The sequence below is a fragment of the Micromonospora sp. NPDC049497 genome (assembly GCF_044465805.1).
Classification (GTDB): Bacteria; Actinomycetota; Actinomycetes; order Mycobacteriales; family Micromonosporaceae; genus Micromonospora.
The window spans coordinates 214486-239653 of the sequence record NZ_JBITMC010000004.1 but is presented as its reverse complement, the minus strand read 5'-3'; the positions used below and the strand labels follow the sequence as shown (position 1 = coordinate 239653).

The 25168-nt window shown below is 72.3% G+C and carries 24 protein-coding genes and 1 pseudogene; 18 read left to right on the top strand and 7 right to left on the bottom strand.

Annotated elements, in window-relative coordinates; all coding sequences use genetic code 11:
- Positions 1-172 precede the first annotated feature (172 nt).
- The 7 genes from ACIBR0_RS08860 to ACIBR0_RS08830 all read left to right on the top strand — a co-directional run bounded on the left by ACIBR0_RS08860 (position 173) and on the right by ACIBR0_RS08830 (position 6826).
- A complete protein-coding gene (locus ACIBR0_RS08860) occupies positions 173-766 on the top strand; it encodes a Na+/H+ antiporter subunit E (protein ID WP_396713649.1) in 594 nt (197 codons plus the stop codon).
- 1 nt (position 767) lies between these two features.
- Positions 768-1031, top strand: coding sequence for a monovalent cation/H+ antiporter complex subunit F (locus ACIBR0_RS08855; RefSeq protein ID WP_357042411.1), 264 nt, complete (start codon positions 768-770; stop codon positions 1029-1031).
- Complete coding sequence (mnhG, locus tag ACIBR0_RS08850; protein ID WP_396713647.1) at positions 1031-1357, top strand: monovalent cation/H(+) antiporter subunit G; 327 nt, start codon at positions 1031-1033, stop codon at positions 1355-1357. Before ACIBR0_RS08855 ends, mnhG begins: the two co-directional genes overlap by 1 nt.
- A gap of 224 nt (positions 1358-1581) precedes the next feature.
- Positions 1582-3153, top strand: a complete 1572-nt coding sequence (locus tag ACIBR0_RS08845) for a M28 family metallopeptidase (RefSeq protein WP_396713645.1) — start codon at positions 1582-1584, stop codon at positions 3151-3153.
- 202 nt (positions 3154-3355) lie between these two features.
- Positions 3356-4720, top strand: a complete 1365-nt coding sequence (locus ACIBR0_RS08840; protein ID WP_396713643.1) for a hemolysin family protein — start codon at positions 3356-3358, stop codon at positions 4718-4720.
- Positions 4717-5781: a hemolysin family protein gene (locus tag ACIBR0_RS08835; protein ID WP_396713642.1), complete on the top strand. Its 1065-nt coding sequence runs from the start codon at positions 4717-4719 to the stop codon at positions 5779-5781. The genes ACIBR0_RS08840 and ACIBR0_RS08835 overlap by 4 nt, the downstream gene beginning before the upstream one ends.
- Positions 5782-5896: 115 nt before the next feature.
- Positions 5897-6826: a sporulation protein gene (locus tag ACIBR0_RS08830; RefSeq protein WP_396713640.1), complete on the top strand. Its 930-nt coding sequence runs from the start codon at positions 5897-5899 to the stop codon at positions 6824-6826.
- Positions 6827-6843: 17 nt separating this feature from the next.
- On the opposite strand, the gene leuE is transcribed toward ACIBR0_RS08830, so the two are convergent.
- Together leuE and ACIBR0_RS08820 are read right to left on the bottom strand one after the other, a co-directional pair.
- A complete protein-coding gene (gene leuE, locus ACIBR0_RS08825; RefSeq protein ID WP_396713825.1) occupies positions 6844-7512 on the bottom strand; it encodes a leucine efflux protein LeuE in 669 nt (222 codons plus the stop codon).
- A complete protein-coding gene (locus tag ACIBR0_RS08820) occupies positions 7512-8753 on the bottom strand; it encodes a bifunctional pyridoxamine 5'-phosphate oxidase family protein/GNAT family N-acetyltransferase (protein WP_396713638.1) in 1242 nt (413 codons plus the stop codon). Before ACIBR0_RS08820 ends, leuE begins: the two co-directional genes overlap by 1 nt.
- 38 nt (positions 8754-8791) lie before the next feature.
- Between ACIBR0_RS08820 and ACIBR0_RS08815 the strand changes: the two genes are divergently transcribed.
- The 8 genes and pseudogenes from ACIBR0_RS08815 to rny all read left to right on the top strand — a co-directional run bounded on the left by ACIBR0_RS08815 (position 8792) and on the right by rny (position 18026).
- Positions 8792-10132: an aminotransferase class I/II-fold pyridoxal phosphate-dependent enzyme gene (locus ACIBR0_RS08815; RefSeq protein ID WP_396713636.1), complete on the top strand. Its 1341-nt coding sequence runs from the start codon at positions 8792-8794 to the stop codon at positions 10130-10132.
- 56 nt (positions 10133-10188) lie between these two features.
- Positions 10189-10887 (top strand): UdgX family uracil-DNA binding protein, encoded by a 699-nt coding sequence (locus ACIBR0_RS08810; RefSeq protein WP_396713634.1) that lies wholly within the window; start codon positions 10189-10191, stop codon positions 10885-10887.
- Positions 10888-10935: 48 nt separating this feature from the next.
- The gene (locus tag ACIBR0_RS08805) at positions 10936-12075 is read left to right on the top strand and encodes an acyl-CoA dehydrogenase family protein (protein WP_396713632.1); all 1140 of its coding nucleotides are present in this window, start codon (positions 10936-10938) and stop codon (positions 12073-12075) included.
- Positions 12076-12155: 80 nt separating this feature from the next.
- Positions 12156-13518, top strand: a pseudogene (locus ACIBR0_RS08800) (MFS transporter).
- Positions 13509-13709, top strand: a complete 201-nt coding sequence (locus tag ACIBR0_RS08795; RefSeq protein ID WP_030504158.1) for a DUF3046 domain-containing protein — start codon at positions 13509-13511, stop codon at positions 13707-13709. Before ACIBR0_RS08800 ends, ACIBR0_RS08795 begins: the two are co-directional and overlap by 10 nt.
- Before the next feature lie 184 nt (positions 13710-13893).
- On the top strand, positions 13894-14940 hold the full coding sequence (gene recA / locus ACIBR0_RS08790; protein ID WP_357033407.1) for a recombinase RecA: 1047 nt from the start codon (positions 13894-13896) through the stop codon (positions 14938-14940).
- A 14-nt stretch (positions 14941-14954) separates the two neighbouring features.
- The gene (locus ACIBR0_RS08785; RefSeq protein ID WP_396713629.1) at positions 14955-15653 is read left to right on the top strand and encodes a regulatory protein RecX; all 699 of its coding nucleotides are present in this window, start codon (positions 14955-14957) and stop codon (positions 15651-15653) included.
- A gap of 606 nt (positions 15654-16259) precedes the next feature.
- Positions 16260-18026 (top strand): ribonuclease Y, encoded by a 1767-nt coding sequence (gene rny, locus ACIBR0_RS08780; protein WP_396713627.1) that lies wholly within the window; start codon positions 16260-16262, stop codon positions 18024-18026.
- A 61-nt stretch (positions 18027-18087) separates the two neighbouring features.
- On the opposite strand, the gene ACIBR0_RS08775 is transcribed toward rny, so the two are convergent.
- The 4 genes from ACIBR0_RS08775 to ACIBR0_RS08760 are packed head-to-tail and all read right to left on the bottom strand — an operon-like array spanning position 18088 to position 21484.
- Positions 18088-19053 carry an amino acid ABC transporter permease gene (locus tag ACIBR0_RS08775; protein WP_396713625.1) on the bottom strand — a complete coding sequence of 322 codons (966 nt, stop codon included), beginning with the start codon at positions 19051-19053 and terminating at the stop codon, positions 18088-18090.
- Complete coding sequence (locus ACIBR0_RS08770; protein WP_396713623.1) at positions 19050-19757, bottom strand: amino acid ABC transporter permease; 708 nt, start codon at positions 19755-19757, stop codon at positions 19050-19052. The genes ACIBR0_RS08775 and ACIBR0_RS08770 overlap by 4 nt, the downstream gene beginning before the upstream one ends.
- 38 nt (positions 19758-19795) lie before the next feature.
- The gene (locus ACIBR0_RS08765) at positions 19796-20674 is read right to left on the bottom strand and encodes a glutamate ABC transporter substrate-binding protein (RefSeq protein WP_396713621.1); all 879 of its coding nucleotides are present in this window, start codon (positions 20672-20674) and stop codon (positions 19796-19798) included.
- Between the two features lie 54 nt (positions 20675-20728).
- On the bottom strand, positions 20729-21484 hold the full coding sequence (locus tag ACIBR0_RS08760; RefSeq protein WP_357033427.1) for an amino acid ABC transporter ATP-binding protein: 756 nt from the start codon (positions 21482-21484) through the stop codon (positions 20729-20731).
- A 194-nt stretch (positions 21485-21678) separates the two neighbouring features.
- Between ACIBR0_RS08760 and selD the strand changes: the two genes are divergently transcribed.
- The gene (gene selD / locus ACIBR0_RS08755; RefSeq protein ID WP_396713619.1) at positions 21679-22668 is read left to right on the top strand and encodes a selenide, water dikinase SelD; all 990 of its coding nucleotides are present in this window, start codon (positions 21679-21681) and stop codon (positions 22666-22668) included.
- A gap of 202 nt (positions 22669-22870) precedes the next feature.
- A complete protein-coding gene (locus tag ACIBR0_RS08750; protein ID WP_357033432.1) occupies positions 22871-23350 on the top strand; it encodes a hypothetical protein in 480 nt (159 codons plus the stop codon).
- 34 nt (positions 23351-23384) lie between these two features.
- Here the strand turns inward: ACIBR0_RS08750 and ACIBR0_RS08745 are convergent, their stop codons facing one another.
- Positions 23385-23606: a DUF2277 family protein gene (locus tag ACIBR0_RS08745; RefSeq protein WP_357033435.1), complete on the bottom strand. Its 222-nt coding sequence runs from the start codon at positions 23604-23606 to the stop codon at positions 23385-23387.
- A gap of 52 nt (positions 23607-23658) precedes the next feature.
- Here ACIBR0_RS08745 and miaB point away from each other — a divergent pair, with 52 nt between their 5' ends.
- Complete coding sequence (miaB, locus tag ACIBR0_RS08740; protein ID WP_396713617.1) at positions 23659-25164, top strand: tRNA (N6-isopentenyl adenosine(37)-C2)-methylthiotransferase MiaB; 1506 nt, start codon at positions 23659-23661, stop codon at positions 25162-25164.
- Positions 25165-25168: the final 4 nt, after the last annotated feature.

The following is a 25168-nucleotide window of genomic DNA, read 5'->3' as shown; positions in this document are numbered from 1 at the left end:
CGCGAGGAGTGAGCCGGTCCTGCGAGCCCCGCAGTCGCGAACAGAGGTGGTGCCGTGAGCGCGAGGAGTGAGCCGGTCCTGCGAGCCCCGCAGTCGCGAACAGAGGTGGTGCCGTGAGCGCGAGGAGTGAGCCGGTCCTGCGAGCCCCGCAGTCGGGAACAAAGGTGGTGCCGTGAGCGCGGACGAACGGGCGGTGGACGCCACGACCGGGCCGCGCGGCCGGGTCGGGCGGTGGCGGGACCAGCTCATCGCTCTCGGCTGGCTGGTGCTGGTGTGGAACCTCCTCTGGGGCGACGTCTCCTGGGGCAATCTGGTGGGCGGCGCGCTGGTCGCCGGCGCGGTGCTGCTGTTCTTCCCGCTGCCCCCGGTCACCTTCGGTGGGCGGGTACGCCCCCGGGCCCTGCTGGTCTTCCTGCTCCGCTTCGCCGGTGAGCTGGTCACCGCCAGCGCGAACGTGTCCCGGATCGCCGTGCAGCCCGGCTACCGGCCCCGGGGGGCGATCATCGCCGTGCGGATGCGGGTGCCTACCGACCTGAACCTGGCGCTCACCGCCGAGGTGGTCTCACTGGTGCCGGGCACGCTGGTCGTCGAGGTGGACCGGGACGCCGGAGTGATTTACGTACACGTGCTGGACGTGCGCGGTCCCTCCGACCTGGCCGACAGCCGGGAGCGCATGCACGCCATCGAGCGGCGGCTGGTCCGCGCGTTGGGCTCCGCCGCCGAGGTACGCCTCGTGGAGACCGCCACCGTCGAGAAGGGAACCTGACGTGACCGCCGTCCTCGCCGTCGTCCTGACCGGCCTGTTCTCGGTGACCGCGCTGCTGGCGCTGATCCGGCTCTACCGCGGCCCGTCCCTGCTCGACCGGGTGGTGGCGGCGGACATGCTGCTGGCCACCATGGTCGGCGCGGTCGGCGCGGAGGCCGCCGTGAACCGCCACTCCACCACGCTGCCCGTGCTGGTGGTGCTCTCCCTGCTCGGCTTCGTCGGATCGGTGGCGCTGGTCCGCTTCGCCGCCCGGGACGGGTCCTGATGCTCGCCACGGCGGCCGACTGGCTCGGCGCCGGGTGCCTGGTGGCGGGTGCGCTGCTCAGCCTCGTCGCCGGGATCGGGGTGCTGCGCTTCCCGGACACGCTGAGCCGGATGCACGCCGCGACGAAGCCGCAGACCCTTGGGGTGCTGCTGCTGGTGGCGGGCGTGGCGCTGCGCCTGCGGACACCCGGCGACCTCGGCATGATCGGGCTGGTCGCGCTCTTCCAGCTGGCCACGGCCCCGGTCGCGGCCCAGATGATCGGCCGCGCCACCTACCGCTCCGGCGCCGTCGACGAGACCCTCCTCGACACCGACGAGTTGCGGTAAGGAAGGGCCCCCGCTTAACGCCTCCGGTAGAGGAAGGGTCCCTTCTTAACAGTCGGGGACGACCCGTCCCAATTCCGGGTGGGCGGCGATTCTGCCGTCTTGCGTCTTGCCCGGGGAGGGCTCCCGATGCACCCTTCGCAGTGACATTCGTCGATCAACGGATGTCACCGCGGTCGCCGCCGGACCGGCGCGACCGGGGAACCCGCCCGTACCCCGGAGGACCCATGAGACCCCGTACCCCTCGCTCCGCCTGGCTGGCCGTGCTGGCCGCCGCGGCCGTGACGGCCGTGACCGCCTCCTCGGCCGCCGCCGCCCCCACCGCGCCGGAGCGCGTCCCGGCGCCCGCCGTCGCCGCACCGGCGGCCCTCGCCGCGCCCGACATCCCGCTGGCGAACGTCAAGGCGCACCTGAGCCAGTTCCAGTCCATCGCCACCGCCAACGGCGGCAACCGGGCCCACGGCCGGCCGGGGTACCTGGCGTCGGTCAACTACGTGAAGGGCCAACTGGACGCGGCCGGCTTCACCACCACCGTGCAGTCGTTCACGTACAACGGCGCCACCGGCTACAACCTGATCGCCGACTGGCCCGGTGGTGACCCGAACGCGGTGGTGATGAGCGGGGCCCACCTGGACAGCGTCAGCTCCGGACCGGGCATCAACGACAACGGCTCCGGCTCGGCGGCCATCCTGGAGGTGGCGCTCGCCGTGGCGCGCAGCGGCTTCACCCCCACCAAGCACCTGCGGTTCGGCTGGTGGGGCGCGGAGGAACTGGGTCTGCGCGGCTCGCAGTACTACGTGAACAACCTCCCGACGACCGAGCGGTCGAAGATCAAGCAGTACCTCAACTTCGACATGGTCGGCTCGCCCAACGCCGGCTACTTCGTGTACGACGGCGACAACTCCGACGGCGTGGGCTCCGGCCCCGGCCCGGCCGGCTCCGCCCAGATCGAGCAGACCATCCAGGCGTACTTCACCTCGATCGGGGTGCCGACCCGGGGCACCGACTTCGACGGCCGCAGCGACTACGGGCCGTTCATCAGCGTCGGCATCCCGGCCGGCGGCACGTTCACCGGCGCGGAGGGCACCAAGACCAGCACCCAGGCGTCGCTCTGGGGCGGTACGGCCGGCCAGGCGTTCGACCCCTGCTACCACCGCTCCTGCGACACCAGCACCAACATCAACGACACCGCGCTGGACCGCAACTCCGACGCGATCGCGTACACGGTGTGGACCCTCGCCGGGGCGGGCACCCCGCCGGGCACCACGGTCTACAGCGACACCTTCGAGACCGCGACCGGCTGGACGGCCAACCCGTCCGGCACCGACACCGCGACCCTCGGACGGTGGGAGCGCGGTGACCCGGCCGCCACCAGCTCCGGCGTGGCGACCCAGCTCGGCACCACCGTCAGCGGCAGCTTCGACCTCGTCACCGGGCCGCTGGCCGGCAGCGGCGCCGGGGCGTACGACCTCGACGGCGGGGTGAGCACGATCCAGTCCCCGGCGATCACGCTGCCGTCGACCGGCACCCTGAACCTCTCCCTCTCCTGGTACCTCGCCCACCTCACCAACTCCAGCAGCGCGGACTACCTGCGCGTACGGGTGGTCGGTGGGAGCACCGTCACGGTCGTGAACGCGACCGGGGCGGCGACCAACCGGGCGGCGGCGTGGCAGACCGCCGGTGCGGACATCTCGGCCCTGCGGGGACAGACGGTACGCATCGTCATCGACGCGGCGGACGCCAGCGGCGCCAGCCTGGTCGAGGCGGCCGTCGACGACGTGAAGATCACCCAGAGCTGAGCGTGTCGCTGTGTTAAGAAGGGCCCCCTCCTCTACGCGAGGCGTTAAGAGGGGGCCCTTCCTTACACCTTCAGCGGGCGTTCAGCGTTTCTGGATAAAATGGCGGCATGATCGACTCGTCTGCCCAGGAGGGCAGCAGTAGCAAGCCGGGGCTGACCCGGCTTCCCTCGAACCCGACGACCCCGGGAGCCCTGAGCGACCCGTGTTGATCGTCGTTGGTCTCCTTCTCATCATCGTGCTCACCGCCGCCACCGGTTACTTCGTGGCCCAGGAGTTCGGTTACGTCGCCGTGGACCGCGGCAAGCTCAAGCAGCTCGCCGACGACGGGGACAGGGCCGCGGCCCGGGCCCTGGAGGTGACCGGCCGGCTGTCGTTCATGCTGTCCGGCGCCCAGCTCGGCATCACCGTCACCGCCCTGCTGGTCGGTTACGTCGCCGAGCCGTACCTCGGCGCGGGCCTGGCCGACCTGCTCGGCGTGGCCGGGGTCTCCACCGCGGTCAGCCTGCCCCTGTCGGTGGTGCTGGCCCTGCTCATCGCCACCGTGGTCCAGATGGTCCTGGGCGAGCTGGCGCCGAAGAACCTGGCCATCGCGCGCGCCGTGCCGCTGGCCCGGGCGCTGAGCCGCTCCACCCTCATGTATATGCGGGTGGCCGGGCCCGTCATCACGCTCTTCGACCGCGCCGCCGTCCGGCTGCTCCGCCGGATCGGCATCGAGCCGATCGAGGAGCTGCCCAGCGGCGCCACCCCGGAGGACCTGGAGCAGATCATCGCCGAGTCCCGCGAGGAGGGGCACCTCACCGCCGAGATGTCCACCCTGCTGGACCGCGGGCTCGACTTCCGTGAGCTGACCGCCGGGGAGGCCATGGTGCCCCGGGTCGACGTGCACACCGTACGCGCGCACGAGCCGGTCAGCCGGGTCGTCGAGCTGCTGGACACCGGCCGCTCCCGCTTCCCCGTACGCGGCACCGAGGGCGTCGACGACGTGATCGGTGTCGTCGGCATCGCCGACGTGCTCGGAGTGCCCCTGGAGCGTCGCGCGACCACGCCGGTCAGCGCGGTTGCCGTGCCCCCGCTGCTGGTGCCCGAGACGCTGCCGCTGCCGACGGTGCTGGACCGGCTGCGGTCCGGGCACCGGCAGCTCGCCTGCGTGGTCGACGAGTACGGCGGCTTCGCCGGCGTCATCACGCTGGAGGACATCGCCGAGGAACTGGTCGGCCCGATCCGCGATGAGGACGACCCGCCCGAGCGCACCCCGATCCGCCAGGCCGACGGCTCCTGGGTGGTGCCGGCCCGCTGGCGGATCGACGAGGTCGCCGACAGCACCGGCATCGCACTGCCCGAGGCCCCGGAGTACGACACCCTCTCCGGCCTCGTCATGCGGGAGCTGGGCCGGGTTCCCGAGGTCGGTGACCGGCTGGAGATCGACCTGCCGGCCGAAGGGGACGACGTGCCCGCCGGCTCCCGGGCCCTGGTCGAGGTGCTCGCGGTCGACCGGCACGTGGCCGACTCGGTGCGGCTGCGGCTCACCGGCGTGGGCGCCGGCACGAACTCCGAGGAGCGGTCATGAGCCCGGGTGTGGCGCTGTTCACCTCGGGGATCCTGCTGGCCCTGAACGGGTTCTTCGTGGCGGCCGAGTTCGCCCTGATCGCCAGCAAGCGCTACCGGCTGGAGCATGCGGCGGCCGGCGGTGGCCGGGCGGCGAAGGCGGCCCTGGACGGCGTCCGGGAGCTCTCCCTGATGCTGGCCGGCGCGCAGCTCGGCATCACCCTCTGCACCCTGGGGCTCGGCGCGCTCGCCGAACCGGCGATCGAGCATCTGCTCAGCCCGCTGCTGCACGGGGTGGGCCTGCCCGACGCGGCCAGTCACGCGATCGCGCTGGTGTTCGCCCTCGGCCTGGTCACGTTCCTGCACCTGGTGGTCGGCGAGATGGCCCCGAAGTCGTGGGCGATCACCGACGCCGAACGCTCGGCGTTGCTGCTGGCGCTGCCGTTCCGGGCGTTCGCCCGGCTCGCCCGGCCGGTGCTGTCCGCGCTGAACGCCCTGGCCAACGGCATCCTGCGACTGGTCAAGGTGAGCCCGCAGGACCAGTTGGCCCAAGTGCACGGCCCGGACGAGCTGCGCATCCTGCTGGAGCAGTCCCGCGAGCACGGGACGCTCGGCGTGGAGCAGCACCGACTGCTCACCAGCATGCTGGAGTTGCAGGGCACCACCGTCGCCCAGGTGATGGAGCCGTTCAGCCAGATGGTGACGGTCCGCCGCGACGACGACGCCGGCCGGATCGAGCAGGTCAGCCGGGACAGCGGACGCTCCCGCCTGGCGGTGCTGGACGCCGCCGGCGACGTCTGCGGCCTGGTGCACGTACGGGAGGCGGTGCGGGCCACCGCCACCCGGCCGACGGCCACCGCCGCTGACCTGATGACGAACGCCTTCACCCTGCCGGCGGCGGCGACCGTCAGCGAGGCCGTGGCGGCGATGCGGGCCCGGCAGTCGCAGTTGGCGCTGGTACGCAACGGCGGTGGGCCGACCCGGCCGATCGGGTTCGTCGCGCTGGAGGATCTGCTGGAGGAGGTCATCGGCGAGTTCGACGACGAGACCGACCCGGTGCCGCGCGGGCGCCGCCTGCGCTGATCCGCCGCCCTGATCCCGGCGGTTGCGCGGGGCCCTCAGGGGTAAGCCGCGGCGGGACCGGACGGTCCCGCCGCGGCACCGGGGCGGTGCCGCGTCCGCCGGAACGGGGAGCGCGGTGCGGCTGACGGGCGTGTCACCGGAGTCGGGCTGGACGGGCCTGACGGTGCGCACCGCCCTGGCCAACCCGAGCACCCGCCCCGGCCTCCACCTGCCCGGGCGGGTGACCGTCACCGCCGGGTCCACGGACGTACCCGTGCGGCACGTCCGGCTCGGCCTGGTCGCCACCGCCGAACCGGACGACCCGGAGGCGCCCCGCCGCCTGGTGCAGTTCCATCAGGCGCAGGTCGCCGAGGCCTTCGTGCTGCGCGCCCGGCGGGCCCGCACGATCCCGTTCGAGTTCCCGCTGCCGTGGGAGACCCCGGTGACGATCTTCGGCGGGGTGCCGTTGCTCAGCATGCGGACGGGGCTGCGGACCGAGGTGGCGATCGACCCCTCGCTCGACCAGGGCGCCATGGTGCCGGTCTTCGTCCACCCGCTCCCCACGCAGGCGCACATCCTGGCCGCGCTGGACACTCTCGGCTTCACCATGAGGCAGGCCGGCCTCGTGGACAGCCGGCTGCCCGGTGTGGAGCAGATCCTGCCCGTACACCAGCGGCTGGGCTTCTGGGTGGCGCCCATCTACGCCGGACCGATCACCGAGATGGAGGTGACCTTCGTCGCCAACCCGGCGGGCCTGGAGGTGATCCTCTGGATGGACCGGCGGCTGGCGCTGGCCGGGATCACCCACCAGAGCATCAGCCGTTTCCGCGTGTGGCACAACGGCGCCGAGCAGCGGGACTGGGTGGCCACCGTCGACGGCTGGTTGCGGGAGGCGATCAACCGGCACGCCGCCGCGGCGGCCCACGCCGACTGGTCCGCGACCATCACCGAGTCGGCGCACGTCAGCCGCCGCCCGGACGAGCCGATCGCACCCGGTTACGGCCTGGGCGGCGTCGCCGGGGGAGCCGGTATCGGTGGTGGTGGCGGAGGCGGCGACGGCACCTGACCGCGCCACCGGGCGGGTCAGACGCTCGCGGTGGCGAGCTTGACGCTGAAGCCCAGGAAGAGGGCCGCGACGCCGGTGGTCGCGCCGGCGGCGAGGCGACGGCGCTGGCGGAACTGCGCCGCCAGGAACGTGCCCGCGAAGATCAGCATGGTCAGGTAGAGCGCGCTGGTGACCTGGGCGATCAGGCCGAGCAGCAGGAACGACAGTGCCGGCCACGCGTAGCCCGGGTCGACGAACTGGATGAAGAACGAGATGAAGAACAGGATCGCCTTCGGGTTGAGCAGGCTGACCACCAGCGCCTTGCGGAACGGACTGCGCATCGCCGCCGGCTCCGCGGCGTCGATGAGCCGCGGCGCGGTCGGGTCGTTGCGCGTCCGCCAGCGCCGCCAGGCCCCGCGCAGCATGGTCAGCCCGACATAGCCCAGGTACGCGGCGCCCGCGTACTTGATCACCAGGAAGAGCGGCGGGTACGCCTGGAGCAGCGACGCCACGCCGGCGGCGGAGAGGAACATCAGCACCCCGTCGCCGACGAACACCCCGCCCGCGGCCCGGTAACCGGCTCCCACGCCCCGCCGCGCGGCGGTGGAGAGCACGAAGAGCGAGTTGGGCCCGGGCAGCAGGATGATCGCCACGGTGCCCAGCACGTACGTCCAGATGTCGGTGATGCCCAGCACGCCCGCCATCATCACGCCACGGGCGCCGTCGGGCGAAGCCTTTCCCGCAGCGTGACCTGTGCTTTCGGCCACTCGTCGACGGTCATCGCGTACTGCACGGTGTCCCGCCAGGAGCCGTCCGCGCGCTGCCGGTGCATGCGCAGCACGCCCTCGCGGGACGCGCCCAGCCGTTCGATCGCCCGCTGCGAGCGCTCGTTGCGGATGTCGGTGTGCCAGACCACGCGGACCGCGCCCAGCTCGTCGAAGGCCCGGGTGAGCAGCAGCAGCTTCGCCTCGGTGTTGATGCCGGTGCGCCACCAGGGCCGGCCGAGCCACGTGTAGCCGATGGCGACCGAGCGCCGTTCGGGGTCGACCTCGTAGAAGGAGGTGGTGCCGACCACCGCGCCGGTCGCGGCGCAGCGCTGCACCCACGACACCCGCTCGCCGGAGCGCCCGGCGGCGAGGTAGGCCGCGACCACCCGCATCATCTCGGCGGCGTCGGCCGGCTGCGGGCCGCCGAGGTGTCGCCACACCTCCGGGTCGGTGGTGGCCGCGTACAGATCCTCGGCGTGGGCGAGGTCCAGCGGCTCCAGCACCACGTGCTCCCCGCGCCGCGCCACCGGCTCCAGCCAGGGGGAGCGGGCCGGCCGGAGGTACGCCGGAACAGGCGCGGTCACGCCCTCGGCCGGCTCGGCCGCCCCGGCCGTGAGGCGCAGCGGCACCACCCCGGCCCAGTAGGGCAGGTCGAGGTCGGCCGGATCGTCGCTGACCCCGCCGGTGCGGGACCGGGTGGACACCTCGCGCAGCGGCAGCGCCAGCACGGCGGTCTCGGCCAGCTCGCGTCGGCTCGGCGGTCGGCTCTCCGCGCTGCGCCCGGCCCCCACCTTCTCCACCAGCGCGGTCATCGCGGCGGCCTTCTCCCGCTCGTCGGTGACCAGTCCGGCGGTGCCGTGCACGACCACCGAGCGGTAGTTGGCGCTGTGGTGGAACTGCGACCGCGCGTAGATCAGGCCGTCGAGCAGGGTGACCGCCACGCAGACCGGCAGCCCGTCGCCCCGGGCGGCCAGCAGCGGCCGGCTGCCGGTGGAGCCGTGCAGGTAGAGGGTGTCGCCGACGCGGACGTGCAGGGTGGGCAGCGCCCGCGGCTCGCCGTCGACGGTGAAGGTCAGTACGCAGTGGTACGCCTCGTCCAGCACGGCGTGGGCCGCGTCGGCGTCGTAGCTCATCCGGTCGCGCATGCGGGTGGCGGTGGTCCGCGGAGTCGGAGGGTACATGCGACAGGCCACCTTTGTTCTAGTACAATCCTTCAACTGTGGCAGCACATTATCAGATCGCCGGCGCGACGTCGGCCGCGATTTCGGCCAGCGTGGAATCCGGCGTCCGTTCCGGCGCGCTCCCCGCCGGCACCGCCCTCCCGGCGGTCCGCGCCCTCGCCGCCGACCTGGCGGTCAGCCCGGCCACTGTCGCGCGCGCCTACCAGGAGCTGCGCCAGCGCGGCCTGGTCGTGACCGCCGGCCGGCACGGCACCCGGGTGCGTCCCCGACCGCCGGTGGCGGGCCGCCGGTCGGCCCTGCTGCCGCCGCCCCCGCCCGGGGTCCGCGACCTGGCGCTCGGCCAGCCCGACCCCCGGCTGCTGCCGCCGCTCGGTCCGCACCTGGCCGCGCTCGCCGCACAGGTCGGGCCCCCCACGGGGTACGAGGGCGGCACCGTCCTGCCCGCGTTCGCCGAGACCGCCCGGGAGCGGCTGGCAGCCGACGGCGTCCCGGCCGACGACCTCACCGTCACCGGAGGGGCGCTGGACGGCATCGAGCGTCTGCTCGCCGCGCACCTCCGGCCGGGGGACGCGGTCGCCGTGGAGGACCCCGGCTGGGCCAACCTGCTCGACCTGGTCGCCGCCCTCGGGCTGCGGCCGATCGGCGTCCCGGTGGACGACGACGGGCCCACCGAAGCCGGCGTGGCAGCCGCGCTGACCCTCGGCGCGCGGGCGCTGGTCGTGACCAGCCGCGCACAGAACCCGACCGGCGCCGCGCTCTCCGCCGAGCGGGCGGGGCGGCTGCGGGCGCTGCTCGCCGGCCGGGAGGACCTCCTGGTCATCGAGGACGACCACGCCGCGGAGCTGGCCCGCGTACCGTTGCGTCCGCTCGCCGGGGCGACCCCGGCGTGGGCCTTCGTCCGGTCGGTGAGCAAGCCGTTCGGGCCCGACCTGCGGCTCGCGGTGGTGGCCGGCGACGAGGCGACCGTCGCCCGGGTGGCCGGCCGGCTGCGGGTCGGCGCCGGCTGGGTGTCCACCGTGCTGCAGCGTCTCGTGCTGGCCCTCTGGTCCGATCCGGCGGTGGCCGAGCGGGTGACGCGGGCGGGGGAGAGCTACGAGCGCCGCCGCGCCGGGCTGCTCGCCGAGCTGGCCGACCGGGGCGTCCCGGCCCGGGGGCGCAGCGGCATCAACGTCTGGGTGCCGGTGCTCGACGAGACCAGCGTGGTCACCGCCCTGCGGGACGCAGGGTGGGCCGTCGCCCCGGGCGGGCTCTACCGGATCGGCGCCGGGCCGGCGGTCCGACTCACCGTCAGCACGCTCGACGAGGCCGACCTGGCGCCGCTCGCGGACGCGGTCGCCCGTGCCGTCCGGCCGGGAGCCGCGGCGAGCTTCTCCACCTGACCCCGCGGGCGTGGCGGGCCGGCGTGAGTCGGCCCGAACGGGGTAGAACGGTCGTCATGGCCGAGCCCGACACCGCCCCCGGCGCCCAGCAGTTCATCCCGCCGCAGGCCGACACCCTCGACGAGCTGCGCGCCGCCGCCACCGGCTGCCGGGGGTGCGAGCTGTACCGGGACGCCTCCCAGACGGTCTTCGGTCGGGGCGACGAGAGCGCGCGGATGGTGTTGGTGGGGGAGCAGCCCGGCGACATGGAGGACCAGAAGGGCCTGCCCTTCGTCGGCCCCGCCGGCCGGCTGCTGCGCAAGGCCGCCGACGACGCCGGGCTGGACCCGGCGCACATCTACCTGACCAACGCCGTGAAGCACTTCCGCTTCGAGCTGCGAGGCAAGCGGCGCATCCACCAGACCCCCGACCGGGTGCACATCACCGCCTGCCGTCCCTGGCTGGTCGCCGAGTTCGCCCGGCTCCGTCCGGAGATCGTGGTGGTGCTCGGGGCGACCGCGGCGAAGGCGCTGCTCGGCCCGACCTTCCGGGTCACCCGGCAACGCGGCGAGCTGCTGCCCTGGCCCGCCTCGGCCCAGCGCCCGGAGGACTTCGCCCGGGTGCCGGTGGACAACACCGGGAAGGTGGCGGACGCCCCGGAGGCCCGCCTGCTGGCCACCATCCATCCCTCGGCGGTGCTGCGCGCCGACGACCAGGACGCGGCGTACGACGGACTGGTCGCCGACCTGACCGTGGCCGCCCGCGCCCTCGCCTGACCGTCACGCCCCTGGGCAGGGGCGGTGAGCGGTGCCACACTTGCCGCCATGGAGCAGCATCTCTACGAGCGTGACCACGCCGAGTTCCGTGACCTGTGCCGTGAGTTCCTGGCCCGCGAGGCGGTGCCGCACCACGAGCGCTGGGAGGCCGAGGGAATCGTCGACCGCGAGGTGTGGCGCAAGGCCGGCCGGGCCGGGCTGCTCGGCATGGACGTCGACCCCGAGTACGGCGGCGGCGGCCAGCAGGACTTCCGGTTCAACGCGGTGCTGGTCGAGGAGATCGTCGCCGCCGGCTGCTCCGGCCTCGGGTTCGGGCTGCACAACGACGTGGTGGCCCCGTACCTCACCGAGCTGACCAGCGACGACCAGCGCAAGCGGTGGCTGCCCGGCTTCTGCTCCGGCGACCTGGTGACCGCGATCGCGATGAGCGAGCCGGGCGCCGGCTCGGACCTGGCCGGGATCCGCACCACCGCCGTACGCGACGGCGACTCGCTGGTCCTCAACGGCCAGAAGACGTTCATCACCAACGGTGAGATGGCGGACCTGGTGCTGGTGGTGGCCCGGACGGCGGACCAGGGCGCGCACGGGGTGAGCCTGGTGGCGGTGGAGGCGGGCACGCCCGGTTTCACCCGGGGCCGGCGGCTGGCCAAGGTGGGCCTGAAGGCCAACGACACGGCGGAGCTGTTCTTCGACGACTGCCGGGTGCCGGCGGAGAACCTGATCGGCACCGAGAACCACGGCTTCTACCACCTGATGGGGAACCTGCCCCGGGAGCGGCTCAGCATCGCGATCGCGGCGGTGGCCGCGGCGGAGAAACTGCTCGCGGTCACCCTCGATTACGCCCGCTCCCGGGAGGCGTTCGGCCGACCCATCGGGAAGTTCCAGCACAACCGCTTCCTACTGGCCGAGCTGGACACCGAGGTCACCATCGCGCGGACGTTCGTCAACCACTGCGTCGCCGAGTTCAACGTGGGGCGCCTGTCGGTCACCGACGCGGCGAAGGCGAAGTGGTGGACCACCGAGCTGCAGAACCGGGTCGCGGACCGCTGCGTGCAGTTGCACGGCGGCTACGGCTTCATGCTGGAGTACCCCGTGGCGAAGGCGTGGCTGGACGGCCGCGTGCAGACGATCTACGGCGGTACCACCGAGATCATGAAGGAGATCATCGGCCGGGGCCTCGGCCTGTAGCGAAACCGGGTCCCGGAGAGCGGGGTGGATGCGCAAGGATGGGAGCGCTGTCCACCCCTTACCGCTCCGGGAGCCCGCCGATGGCCACCGACCTGACCGCGCCGGTCCGTACCGCTCCGGACGTCGTACCGATCCAGCGCCGGACGCTGCGCCTGCTGTTCGTCACGCAGATCATCGGCGGGATCGGCGTGACCATCGGCATCTCGGTGGGCGCGTTGCTCGCCGCCCGGGTCGCCGGCACCGCGGTCGCCGGTCTGGCGCAGAGCGCCGCCGTGGTCGGTGGGGCACTGCTCTCCGTACCGGTCACCCGGATCATCAACGGGCACGGCCGCCGGCCGGGGCTGGCGGTGGCGTACCTCGCCGGCACTGTCGGCGCCGTGCTGGTGGTGGTCGCCACGGTCACCCGCCTGGTGCCGCTGCTCTTCCTGGGCATGTTCTTCTTCGGCGGCGGGACGGCCGCCGGCCTCCAGGCCCGTTACGCGGCGGTCGACCTCGCCGAGCCCGCCCGGCGGGGCCGACAACTGTCCCTGATCGTCTGGGCCACCACCATCGGGGCGGTGGCCGCGCCGAACTTCGCCGCGCTCGCCGACCGCACCACCTCCGGCTGGGGCCTGCCGCCGCTGGCCGGCCCGTTCGCCTTCAGCGCCGCCGCGTTCGTGCTCGCCGCCGGCGTACTCCTGGTCCTGCTGCGGCCCGACCCGCTGCTCACCGCGCGCCGGCTGGCGGCGGCGGAGGCCCCGGTCGCGGACGTGGCTGCCCCGCCGGACCTCACCCCGCCGGCGGCGGCCGTCACCCCACCGGCGGCGCCCGCCCGGCACGGGGCGGGGATGCGCGCGGCCTGGCGGACGGTACGCGCCCGGCCCGCCGCCCGCCTCGGCATCGCGGCCGTGGCCGTGGGCCACGTGGTGATGGTGGCGGTCATGTCGATGACGCCGGTGCGCCTGGGCCAGTCGCACGGCGACGCGGACGTGCTGCGGGTGGTCGGCATCGTGCTGAGCCTGCACATCGCGGGGATGTACGCCCTCTCCCCGGTTGTGGGCTGGCTCACCGATCGACTCGGCCGCCGGCCGGTGATCCTCGGTGGTGTCGGGCTGCTGCTCGCCGCGTGCGCGGTCGCCGGCACCGCCGGGCACGACACGCCCCTGCTCTCGCTCGGCCTGGTCCTGCTCGGGCTGGGCTGGTCCGGCACCATGGTGGCCGGCTCGACGCTGCTGTCGGAGGCGGTGCCGGCGGCGATCCGTCCCAGTGTCCAGGGGCTGTCCGACCTCACGATGGGCCTGGCCGGTGCCGGTGCGGCGGCGGCCAGCGGGTTTGTGATGGGGGCCGCGGGTTATCCGGTGCTCACCCTGCTGGCGGCGATCGCGGTCGTCCCGCTGGTGGCGCTAGCGTTGCGGTCGGTGCCGTCCGGTGCACCGGACGAGGAGGACTGATACGTGCGGCTGACCGACTTCTGGACGCGGCTGGAGGAGGCGTTCGGCCCCGGGTACGCGGCCAGCATCGCCCGCGACCAGGTGCTGTCCCAGCTGGGCGGGCGGACCATCGAGCAGGCGCTCGCCGCGGGCGAGCAGACGCACGTGGTGTGGCGGGCCGTGGTCGCCGCCTATCCCGACCGGGTCCCCGCGCGACTACGTTGAGCAGTCGTTTCGTCGCTTCCGCGTGTCGCTTGCCGACTCGTACACCTGTTCGGCTATTGTCCACAGCGGGGTGCTTGTCCACAGCTCGCGGCATGGCCGCTGGTTTTCTGTCGGACCCAGCGCCTAGCGTGTCCGCGTGACGCGAAGCTCAGGAAAGACGCCGGCGAAGGCAGGGGTGGCAAACATGGCCGCAGGGCCCGATCGGGAGAAGGCACTCGACCTTGCTCTCGCTCAGATCGACAAGCAGTTCGGCAAGGGTTCGGTGATGCGGCTGGGTGAGCGGCCGGTCATCCAGACCTCGGTCATCACCACCGGTTCCATCGCGCTCGACGTGGCGCTCGGCGTGGGCGGTCTGCCCCGGGGCCGGGTCGTCGAGATCTACGGTCCGGAGTCCAGCGGTAAGACCACGGTGGCGTTGCACGCGGTGGCCAACGCCCAGCGGGCCGGCGGCATCGCGGCGTTCGTCGACGCCGAGCACGCGCTCGACCCGGAGTACGCGAAGGCCCTCGGCGTCGACACCGACGCCCTGCTGGTCTCCCAGCCGGACACCGGCGAGCAGGCGCTGGAGATCGTGGACATGCTGGTCCGCTCCGGCGCGCTCGACATCATCGTCATCGACTCGGTGGCCGCGCTGGTGCCGCGCGCCGAGATCGAGGGTGAGATGGGCGACAGCCACGTGGGTCTCCAGGCCCGGCTGATGAGCCAGGCGCTGCGGAAGATCACCGGTGTGCTCAACAACACCGGCACCACGGCGATCTTCATCAACCAGCTCCGCGAGAAGATCGGCGTGATGTTCGGCAGCCCGGAGACCACGACCGGTGGTCGGGCACTGAAGTTCTACGCCTCGGTCCGGCTCGACGTGCGGCGCATCGAGAGCCTCAAGGACGGCACCGACGTGGTCGGTAACCGCACCCGGGTCAAGGTCGTGAAGAACAAGGTCGCCGCGCCGTTCAAGCAGGCCGAGTTCGACATCATGTACGGCAAGGGCATCTCCCGCGAGGGCTCGCTGATCGACGTCGGCGTGGAGCAGGCGATCATCCGCAAGTCCGGCGCGTGGTACACGTACGACGGCGACCAGCTCGGCCAGGGCAAGGAGAAGGCCCGCGAGTTCCTCCGGGAGAACCCGGACGTGGCCGCCGAGATCGAGAAGAAGATCCTGGAGAAGCTCGGCGTCGGGCAGGGCGCGGGTGACGCCGCCGGCGGCCCGGAGCTGCCGCCGGTCGACTTCTGATCGGCCGCTGATCGATGGCAGGACGACGTGCCCGCACGGGGCGCGGCTGGGATGCCAGCCCGCCCCGGTCGGGTGACGGCGACACCGCGCCCCGACCTCGCCGGGACCGGCGTGCCCGTGGTGCGGACACCGAGCCGGAGGCGACCCCGTCCCCACCACGGGACGAGGCCGAGGTGGCTCGGGAGATCTGCCTCCGGCAGCTGGCGGTGCGCCCGCGTACCCGGGCCGAGCTGGCCGGCGCCCTCGCCAGGAAGGGCATCTCCGACGAGGTGTCGGCCGAGGTGCTCGACCGCTACGACGAGGTCGGCATCATCGACGACGCGGCGTTCGCGAAGGCCTGGGTGTCGAGCCGGCACGCCGGCCGGGGTCTGTCCCGTCGGGCGCTCGCCAACGAGCTGCGCCAGCGCGGCGTCGACGGTGAGGTGGCCAGCGAGGCGCTCGGCGAGCTGGACGAGGAGACGGAGGCCGGGACGGCCCGTGCGCTGGTCGACCGGAAGCTCCGCTCGGCCCGGGGCGAGCCCGACGCGGTGTTCCGCCGGCTGGTCGCCATGCTGGCCCGCAAGGGCTATCCGCCGGGCGTGGCGATCCGGGCGGTGAAGGACGCCCTGGCCGCGCAGAGCGCCGAGGCGGCCGAGTTCGCCGACCAGATCGACGCCGACGCCTTGGCCGACGCGGAGGGCGACCTCGACCGGGAGAGTCGCCCGGTCGACTGAGCGCGACGCGCCGCCGCTGCGACCAGGCGGGAGGGGCCCAGGCAGGCTGACTGTCCCGTCTCGGCTCACCTTTGTCCCCTGGTGTCCGGTCCCCGATCAGCGGTGCGTCACACCGCGAACTCTCTCCGTTCGGGGGGTTTGATCATGAGTTCTTGACCGGAGCACCTCCGGAGACCTAGCCTCGCCATACAGGCTCACGTTGCCCGACCAGCGCAGGCTAAGCGCACAACATAGAACGCGTAACGGAACAGCATCACTTTGGCCGATCCACCGGCCTTCGGTGTCGACTCCGGACTGGCCGGTCCGGAGTCGGGGCGACAACTGCACCCGGCCGCCGACGATGCCCGCGGGGCACCGCCGGCGGAGAAAGCTACCCACGGCCAGCCGCTCCGGTCGGGCGTCCAGAGCCGCAGGAGTGTGCCCACCGGCACGTCCTGCGGCGTGACGTTCAGGGGAGGCACGCCATGGCGAGGCGGCACAGGTCCACCGGGGGACCGGCATGAGCGGGCAGGCCGGCGAGTCCGGCACGCGGGTGTCCCGAGCCGCTGACGCGGGCAACCATCACTCTCCACGGGCATCCGCCCCGCTCCCGCGCGGAGGGGTGGCGTGAACGGCTTCGACCTGGTCCTCCTGGCGGTCGTCCTGCTGCTGGCCGTGGTGGTGGTCGCCGCCGTGCTGGTGGGCGTGCGGACGCTGCGGCGCCTCGCCAGCGCCCCGAGGCCCGAGGACCCCGCCTTCGTCGCCGAGAAGGATCGCCAGGAGCAGTCCCTGGCCGCCCTGCGTACCGCCGCCGACGAGGTCAACAGCACCATCGACGTGGCGAAGTCGGCGGCCGCCGCCGCCCGCACCGAGGCCGCCGCCGCCAAGGCGGAGGCGAAGTCGGCCCGGGCCGAGGCGCGGCGGGTGCTGGACGACGCCCGTGCCGAGGCCGACACCATCCTGGAGCGGGCACACAAGCAGGCCGAGATCGACGCCGACCAACTGCGGACCGCCGCCCGGCGCAGCGGTGAGCGGGAGATGGCGGTGCTCGCGGCGACGACCCGCGAGCAGGCCGCCGAGGTGGAGCGGCGGGCGGCCCGGATGGACGAGCGGGAACGCCTGCACACCGAGGAGGTGGAGCGGCTCGCCGAGCGGGAACGGCAGCTCAGCGCGGCCAGCGCCGCCCTCGCCGCCCGCGAGTCGGCACTCGCCCAGCGGGAGACGGAGCTGGCCGAGGCCGAGGAGCGGCGTCGTCGGGAGCTGGAGCGGGTGGCCGGGTTGACCGCCGACGCGGCCCGGGCCGAGCTGATCGAGGCGATCGAGACGCAGGCGAAGCGGGAGGCCGCGCTGCTGGTCCGGGACATCGAGTCCGACGCGCGCAACACCGCCGAGCAGCGCGCCCGGCACATCGTCGTCGACGCGATCCAGCGGGTGGCCAGCGAGCAGACCGCGGAGAGCGTGGTCAGCGTCCTGCACCTGCCCGGCGACGAGATGAAGGGTCGGATCATCGGCCGCGAGGGCCGCAACATCCGGGCCTTCGAGTCGGTGACCGGGGTCAACCTGATCATCGACGACACCCCCGAGGCCGTGCTGCTCTCGTGCTTCGACCCGGTCCGGCGGGAGGTCGGCCGGCTCACCCTGGAGAAGCTGGTCCTCGACGGGCGGATCCACCCGCACCGGATCGAGGAGGTGTACGACCTGGCCCGCCAGGAGGTGGACCAGCTCTGCCGGCGGGCCGCCGAGGACGCCCTGGTCGAGGTCGGCATCACCGAGATCCACCCGGAGCTGGTGACCTACCTGGGGCGGCTGCGCTACCGCACGTCGTACGGGCAGAACGTGCTCAAGCACCTGGTGGAGACCGCGCACATCGCCGGCGTGATGGCCGCCGAGCTGCGCCTGGACGTGCTGACGATCAAGCGGTCGGCGTTCCTGCACGACATCGGCAAGGCGCTCACCCACGAGGTGGAGGGCAGCCACGCCATCATCGGCGCGGACCTGGCCCGCAAGTACGGCGAGAGCGAGGACGTCGTCCACGCCATCGAGGCGCACCACAACGAGGTGCCGCCGCAGACGATCGAGGCCGTCCTCACGCAGGCGTCCGACGCCTGTTCCGGCGGTCGGCCGGGCGCGCGCCGCGAGAGCCTGGAGGCGTACGTCAAGCGCCTGGAGCGGATCGAGGAGATCGCGGCCGGCAAGCTCGGTGTGGACAAGGTCTTCGCGATGCAGGCGGGCCGCGAGATCCGGGTGATGGTCAAGCCGGACGACGTCGACGACATCGGCGCGGCCGTGCTGGCCCGGGACGTGGCCAAGCAGATCGAGGAGGAGCTGACGTACCCGGGTCAGATCCGGGTGACCGTGGTCCGTGAGTCCCGGGTCACCGAGATCGCCCGCTGACGCAGTGACGAGGAAGGGCCGGCCCCGCAGGGGGGTCGGCCCTTCCGTCGCGCTGGTGTCGTCAGGTGGTGGTGCCGGGTACCGCCTCGGTCTCCAACTCGGTTCCCGCAGCTCCGGTCGTGTGGGCGACGGTGCTGCGCCGGCCCCGGGCGAGGCGGTGCTGCACGTACTGGGCGAGCTTCGACAGCGAGTAGTTGACGACGATGAACAGCACCGCGATGACGAAGTACACCTGGATCGGGTTGTCCAGGGAACCGATGATCTGCTCGGCGATCGTCAGGGTCTCCTCGTAGCTAATGATGAAGCCGAGCGAGGTGTCCTTGAGCACCACCACGAGCTGGCTGATCAGCGCCGGAAGCATGATGCGGAACGCCTGCGGCAGCAGGATCATCCAGGTGGTCTGCAGCGGGGAGAGCCCGATCGCGGCCGCCGCCTCCCGTTGCCCCCCGGGGAGTCCCTCCATGCCGGAGCGGAGGATCTCACCGATGACCACGGAGTTGTAGATGGTCAGGCCGATGACCAGGTACCAGAGCGTGTCCATGGTGATGCCGAACTCGGGGAAGCCGCGCCCCACGAAGAAGATCGTGATCACCACGGGCAGGCCGCGGAAAACCTCGACGCAGACCCGGGTGACCGCCGACAGAACGGCGCTCAACCCGCGCAGCAGGTACGCCAGCGGGGTGGCGAAGCCGGTGAAGCGTCGCTGGGCGAGGCTCTTGAGCTGGATCCGCAGCAACGCCAGCAGGGTGCCGACCACCAGCGAGGACACGATGGCCAGCGCTGCCGCGATGAGGGTGTTGCGGAATCCGGTACCGATCCGCTTCCAGACGAGGGAGAAGGTCTCGTTGGAGGGGTCGACGAGCGGACCCCAGAGCTCCATCGAGAACTGGCCGTTCTCATCAAGCGGCCGGTAGATCAGGAAGTAGGCGCCGATCAGCAGGACAACCGTGGCGACCAGGCTGCTGATCAGGGTGATCCGGCGCTGCCGGGGACCCGGGACGTCGTAGAGGACGCTCTGCTGACTCATCGGGCCACCGCCTGTCGCTTCTCGATCCGGTCGAGGAGGGCACCGAGGGGCACGGTCATGATCAGGTAGCCGATCGAGATGCCGATCGCGACCGGGATGAACGCGTAGCCCTCGGCTCCGGTGAGCTGGTCGGCCGTGGCCGACAGGTCACCGACCACGCCGAAGAAGCCGGCCAGGGCGGAATTCTTGATCATCGCGATGATCACCGAACCGAGCGGCACGATGGACGCCTTCCAGGACTGCGGCAGCACCACGTACCGCAGGTTCTGCCCGAAGGTCAGACCGAGCGAACGGGCGGCCTCGGCCTGCCCGGCGGGGACCGCGTTCACGCCCGAGCGCAGCGCCTCGCAGACGAAGGCAGCCGTGTAGAGGACCAGGGCGATCACCGCGAAGCGGAAGTACGGCAGGTCGGTACCGAGTCGGCTGAACAGTGAGTCGATCAGAGGGATGCGGAGGAAGTCCGCGTTCGAGCCGAGCGCGGGAAGGCCGAACGCGGCGAAGAACATCACCACGGTCAGCGGCATGTTGCGGAAGACGTTGACGTAGCCGGTCCCGACGGCGCGCAGCGGCGGTACCGGGGAGATCCGCAGTACCGCCACGACGGCGCCCAGGATCAGGGCGCCGATCGCGGCGAGTACGCAGATCTGGAGGGTGAGCCAGAAGCCACCCGCGAAAACGTCGAACCGGTCGATGAGCACACTCACGGGTCGGTCGTCCTCCCCACCCTCCAGATCAGCAGGAATCAGTAGCGGTTGATGGTCGGCGCAGTGCCCAGCTCGGCACCGAACTTGCCGGCCGTGTCGTCCCAGGCCTTCTTCCAGCTGCCGTCGGCGAACGCCTTCTCCAGCGTGTCGTTGACGAAGTCACGGAAGGCGGTGTCCTCCTTCTTCACCCCGATGCCGTACGGCTCCTTGGTGAAGTTGTCACCGGCCAGCTTGAACGAGGCCTCGTCCTTGGCGATGTAGCCGAGCAGGATCACGTTGTCCGTGGTGACGGCGTCGACCTGGCCGCCATTGAGGGCGTCGCGGCACTTGTCGTAGGTGTCGAAGAGCACCACCTGCGTGGCGACGTCCTTGACGTACTCCTTGATCTTCTCGGCCGGGGTGGAGCCGGTCACCGAGCAGACCTTCTTGGCGCCGTCCTTGAAGGAGTCCGGCCCCGTGATGCTGCTGTCGTCCTTCTTCACCATGATGTTCTGTCCGGCCTCGTAGTACGGGCCGGCGAAGGCGATGCGCTCCTTGCGCTTGTCGTTGATCGTGTAGGTCGCCGCCACCAGGTCGACGGTGCCGTTCACGATCACGTCCTCGCGGACCTTCGAGGGGGCCTCGACCCACTCGATCTTGTCCTCGGGGATGCCGAGCTCCTTGACGATGATCTTCGCGACCTCGACGTCGAAGCCCTCCGGGTCGCCCGACAGGCCCTTCTGGCCGAAGCCGGGCTGGTCGAACTTGGTGCCGATCTTGATCTTCTGGGCCTTGTTGAGCTTCTCCATGGTGCTGCCGGCGGCGAAGGACTTGCTGCCGGAGCCGGTGCCCTCCCCGCCCTCGTCGCCGCCACAGGCGGTCAGGCCGAACGCCAGGGTGGCGGCTGCCGCAAGCGCCGCTACGCGCGTGATACGCATACTCTTCTCCTTCTTCGGGTGGTGCCCGCCGGGGGACGGCGCGCTCCGGGACGCCTAGTGCGTGAGGATCTTGGAGAGGAAGTCCTTGGCCCGCTCGCTGCGCGGGTTGGCGAAAAACTCGGCCGGCGGCGCGTCCTCGACGAGCTGCCCGTCGGCCATGAAGATGACCCGGTTCGCCGCGTGCCGGGCGAAGCCCATCTCGTGGGTGACCACGACCATGGTCATGCCCTCGCGGGCCAGTGACGTCATCACGTCCAGCACCTCGCCGACCATCTCCGGGTCGAGCGCGCTGGTCGGCTCGTCGAAGAGCATCGCCTTGGGCTGCATGGCCAGCGCGCGGGCGATCGCGGCCCGCTGCTGCTGGCCGCCGGAGAGCTGCGCGGGGAACTTGTCGGCCTGGTTGGCGATGCCGACCCGGTCCAGCAGGGCCAGGCCGCGCTCGCGGGCGGCGGCCGGCTTCTCCTTGCGGACCTTGATCGGCCCGAGGGTGACGTTCTCCAGGATGGTCTTGTGCGCGAAGAGGTTGAACGACTGGAAGACCATGCCCACCTCGCTGCGCAACCTGGCGAGGTCCTTGCCCTCGGCCGGCAGCGGTCGCCCGTCGAAGGTGATGGTGCCCGAGTTGATCGGTTCCAGCCGGTTGATGGCACGGCAGAGCGTCGACTTGCCGGAGCCGGACGGGCCGATCACCACGACCACCTCGCCGCGCCCGACCGACAGCGAGACGTCGTCCAGCACGTGCAGCGGCCCGAAGTACTTGTTGACCGCGTCCAGCACGATGAGCGGTTCGCCCGTCGTCACGTCGTACACCGTCCCTGTGGTCGCCCGGAGTGGGGTCGGATGACCCCCGGTTGGGCCACTGTAGGCGGGGTGATGTGGCGGAACGCAACTCAGTTGGTCACGGAGCGGTAACACCAGCCTCGATCAGGGTCGGGAGTCCGATTTTGACCGCCGAATGGGTCGCTCCGGTGGCGGCGGCGACACCCCGCCGAGATCATGTGGGGATGACCGCACCGGTTCGTCTGACGGCGTACGCGCGCGGTGGCGGCTGCGCTTGCAAGATCCCTCCGGGCGAGCTGGAGGCGATGGTCGCCGGCCTCGGCCCGGCCACCGGCACCGCCGAGCTGCTGGTCGGCCTCGACCACGGCGACGACGCCGCGGTGGTCCGGCTGGACGAGCGCACCGGCCTGGTCACCACCGCCGACTTCTTCACCCCGGTCGTCGACGACGCGTACGACTGGGGCCGCATCGCCGCGACCAACGCCCTCTCCGACGTGTACGCGATGGGCGGCACGCCCCTGGTCGCGCTGAACCTGCTCTGCTGGCCGCGCGACGTGCTCCCGCTGGAGCTGGCCCGGGAGGTCCTGCGGGGCGGGCAGGACGTCGCCCGCGAGGCCGGCTGTCACCTGGCCGGCGGTCACAGCGTCGACGACGAGGGCCCGAAGTACGGTCTCGCCGTCACCGGGGTGGTCCGGCCCGAGGAGCTGATCACCCTCGACGCCGGCCGGGCCGGTCTGCCGCTGTCGCTGACCAAGCCGCTGGGGGTGGGGGTGCTGAACACCCGGCACAAGGCCACCGGCGAGAGCTTCGCCGAGGCGGTCGCCGCGATGACCACCCTGAACCGGGCCGCGGCCCGGGCCGCGGTCGCCGCCGGGGTCCGCTGCGGCACCGACGTGACCGGCTTCGGGCTGTTGGGGCACGCGTCCAAGCTCGCCCGGGCGAGCCGGCTGACGGTGGCCATCGACACCGCCCGGGTGCCCTACCTGGCGGGTGCCCGCGAGGCGGTCCGGGACGGGTACGTCAGCGGCGGCAGCCGGCGCAACCTGGACTGGGTCTCCCCGTGGACCGACTTCGGCCGGGCCGGCGAGGAGGAGCGTCTCCTGCTGGCCGACGCACAGACCTCCGGCGGTCTGCTGGTGGCCGGCGAGGTCCCGGGCGCCCCCGTGATCGGCGAGCTGCTGCCTCCCGGAGAGCATCGCCTGGTGCTCCGCTGAGCCGGGTGCCGGGCGGCGTGTCGCGGCACCATACCCGATAAACTGTCATCTTCCCGCTACTCGGAGCAACGGTGCCCGAGGAAATTTTGCCCGGAATGGTCACAGACCGGTAACTTGCCCCCGGCTGCGGTCAAATTCCCCCCACCATCGTCAGTAAGGCCCGATCCGGAGGCCGGTGGGACGAGCACAGCGAGGAGGCGGCATGACCGAGCTGTGGAACTGGAGAATCGACCAGGCGAGGCCGGTGGAGGTCTACCCGGCACTGGCCGAGGCGCTCGGCCGGGTGGTGATGCCCCTGGCCGTGGCCGACCCGGCACGACTGCCGACGTACGCGGTGATCTGCGACGTCTGGCAGGCGCCGGGAGAGTTCGCGACGATCGTGGACTGTTACGGGGTGCCGGAGTCGCTCCCCGAGCACGCCAGCGTGGCGGCGCTGGCCCGGCTGCTGGACCGCAACTGCCTGCTCCGCGACGACACGCTCGACGCGACCCGGCACCTGCTGGTCGCCCCGGACGGCACGATCCGCCCGGTGCACTTCGACGTGCGGGAGACCGACGACGGCGAGGTGCTCGGCAACCAGCGCCTCTGCACCGACGCCGACCCGCGCTGCCGGGGCTGGTCGCAGTGCCACCGCTCCCGCTGGGCCCCCGACTCGGTGCTCCCCGCGCTCGCCGCCGCCTGAGGTGTGCGGAAGGGCCCCCGTCGGCCCTTCCTTCTCACCCGGCGGCGCGCTGTCCGCGTACCTCCAGTTGGGCCAGCAGGGTCGCGGTGGCCGCGGCGACCGCGGACACCGCGGCGTCGAAGGCCGCGGCGTTGTGCGCGGCCGGCGCGCGGAACCCGGAGATCTTCCGGACGTACTGCAACGCGGCGGCCTGGACGTCCGCGTCGGTCACCTCGGGGGTGTACGGCTCACGCAGGGTCTTGATGCTCCGGCACACGGCTCCTCCTCGTCTCGGTCCATCCGGTCGACCCGGATACGCTGTGCATGTCATGACTACCGCAGCGGCGAGCAGCCCGCGCACCTACCAGGTGCGCACGTACGGCTGCCAGATGAACGTGCACGACTCCGAGCGCATCTCCGGCCTGCTGGAGCAGGCGGGTTACGTGCGCGCCCGCGAGGCCGACGACAACCCCGACGTGGTGGTCTTCAACACCTGCGCGGTCCGGGAGAACGCCGACAACCGGCTCTACGGCAACCTGGGTCATCTGCGTCCCGTCAAGGACAGGCACCCGGGGATGCAGATCGCCGTCGGCGGCTGCCTGGCCCAGAAGGACCGGGGCGACATCGTCCGCAAGGCGCCCTGGGTCGACGTGGTGTTCGGCACCCACAACATCGGGTCGCTGCCGGTGCTGCTGGAACGCGCCCGGCACAACGCCGCCGCTGAGGTCGAGATCCTCGAATCCCTCGACGTCTTCCCGTCGACGCTGCCGACCCGCCGCGAGTCGACGTACGCCGGCTGGGTGTCCATCTCCGTCGGCTGCAACAACACGTGCACGTTCTGCATCGTGCCCTCCCTGCGCGGCAAGGAGAAGGACCGCCGCCCCGGCGACATCCTCTCCGAGGTGCGCGCCCTGGTCGACGAGGGCGTGCTGGAGGTGACCCTGCTCGGGCAGAACGTCAACTCCTACGGTGTCGAGTTCGGCGACCGGTACGCCTTCGGCAAGCTGCTGCGCGCGTGCGGCGACATCGACGGGCTGGAGCGCGTCCGGTTCACCAGTCCGCACCCGAAGGACTTCACCGACGACGTGATCGCCGCGATGGCCGAGACGCCGAACGTCTGCCACTCGCTGCACATGCCGTTGCAGTCCGGCTCCGACGAGGTGCTGCGGGCGATGCGCCGCTCGTACCGGTCGGAGAAGTACCTGGGGATCATCTCCAAGGTCCGGGAGGCCATGCCGGACGCGGCGATCACCACCGACATCATCGTCGGCTTCCCCGGCGAGACCGAGGCCGACTTCCAGCGGACGCTCGACGTGGTGCGGGAGGCCCGTTTCTCGTCGGCGTTCACCTTCCAGTACTCCAAGCGCCCCGGCACCCCGGCCGCCACGATGGACGGCCAACTGCCCAAGCAGGTGGTGCAGGAGCGCTACGAGCGGCTGATCGCCTGCGTCGAGGAGATCACCTGGGCGGAGAACAGGAAGCTGGTGGGGGAGACCGTCGAGGTGCTGGTCGCCGTCGGCGAAGGCCGCAAGGACGAGCGCACCGGGCGGATGTCCGGCCGCGCCCGCGACGGCCGCCTGGTCCACTTTGACGCCGGCTCGTACGCCGGCTCGATCCGGCCCGGGGACATCGTGCACACCACCGTCACGTACGCCGCCCCGCACCACCTCAACGCCGACACCGAGCCGCTGTCGCACCGGCGTACCCGGGCCGGTGACGCGGCCGAGGCGGGACGCTCCCCGCGTACGCCCGGGGTGTTGCTCGGCCTGCCCACGATCGGCGCGCCGGCACCGACGCCGGCGGCCACGACCGGCGGGTGCGCCGCCGCCCACTGACCCC